At 47.1% G+C, this 1,375-nt stretch carries 1 pseudogene; it reads right to left on the bottom strand.

The features are described from left to right. Positions 1-27: 27 nt before the first annotated feature. Positions 28-1,218: pseudogene (locus E5S67_RS31970) on the bottom strand (transposase); the annotation flags it as partial. Positions 1,219-1,375 lie beyond the last annotated feature (157 nt).

Raw genomic sequence — 1,375 nt, 5'->3', positions numbered from 1 at the left:
CAACAGTCCGGACAGATTTTCGGTCGGTCAAGCTTTGAGAGAGCCGTATTCTAGAAGCTTTTGGTAGTTTGGATTTAATTTAATCAAAGTCGGGTCCAAATCAAACATGGCGATAAATAGTTCTAGTAAATGCTCATTTAAAGCTTTTCGTTTGAACGACGCTATAGAAAATGAAATAACCTCTGGTGTCGGTTGAGCTGTGACGGTAGCCTCTTGTCTCAAGGTGACTTTGGCTAAATTTAGGGCTGTCAAACTACCATTGACCTGGGCATCCAAGGCATCCAGATTGCGAGATTGGCTATCGACCATTCCGGTATATTGTCTGGCATCACGAAAGATAAACTCAATCTGAAATCGAGCACGATAATAAGCCAAGATATGGCTGGCGCTCAGATTAACATCGGTGGAAAACAACAGAATATACCGCTCTTTCCCCTCGACGAGTCGCACTAAGCAAACTACACGAATCCGGCGGTCAAGAGAAACCGACCAGACCACGGCAGTCCACAGCTCTGTCCCATCGTCTAAGGTCTCAGTTAACGTGAAATATTTTAATTGTCGCTCCAATGGGGCAACCTTGCCGTCATAGGTTTTCTGACGACCAGGACCAGACCGACGTGGCCCTTGATACAGATATTTTAAATTCGCGTCTTGTCGCAGTTTTCCAATGGCATTCCACCCCAGGTTCACGACCCCATCCACCCATTTCCGTTTGCTGTAGAAGCTATCAGCAACCACATATTCAATTCGTTTGGGTACATAGGTCTGACAATAGGCTAGATGGCCTAAATAGAAATCGACTCGATTCCCACAGACTTGATGCTCTATTTCGGCTGCTAAAGCTCGGTCGGACAGGCCCGCTTCCGTCTGCTGAGCCGATAACGCATAGGCTGTATTCTGCTCTACATCGACCACTGCCACCACCGACCACTCCAATCCCGTCTCGACTTGACCACTCTTGCCGTTGTAGAACCGATCGTGATTGGGTGTATGACGACCACTTTTTTCATGAAACGTCGCATCCACCACTAGGATTTGAACTCCTTCCCGAGAACCGTGGGTTTGAATCAAATGACTATTCACCGATTCAAACCCAATTCCTCTGTTTAGATTTCGACGAAACGTTCGCTCTGACAGGGGACTATAGCGGCTTAAATTGGTGTAGTTGGCTCGACCACAGACGACGAATAGGCTCGTCAAGAATGCGAGGAGAAAGGTTCGTTGCGGTTTGTGAAATGACCCACTGTGGTCAGTGCGTCCGTTAGAATATTCTGTAGGCTATCCATGGCGCAGTCCTTTTTTGAATCTGACTGTACTTTAAGCCCTGGATAGCTTTCCTCGCCACTACCCTTGTAAAAAACTGTCCGGACTGTTG

Origin of the sequence: Microcoleus asticus IPMA8, assembly GCF_013179805.1 — a bacterium.
GTDB lineage: Bacteria > Cyanobacteriota > Cyanobacteriia > Cyanobacteriales > Microcoleaceae > Microcoleus > Microcoleus asticus.
Note: the sequence above shows the minus strand (reverse complement) of the source record. Positions and strands in the feature narration are given on the sequence as shown.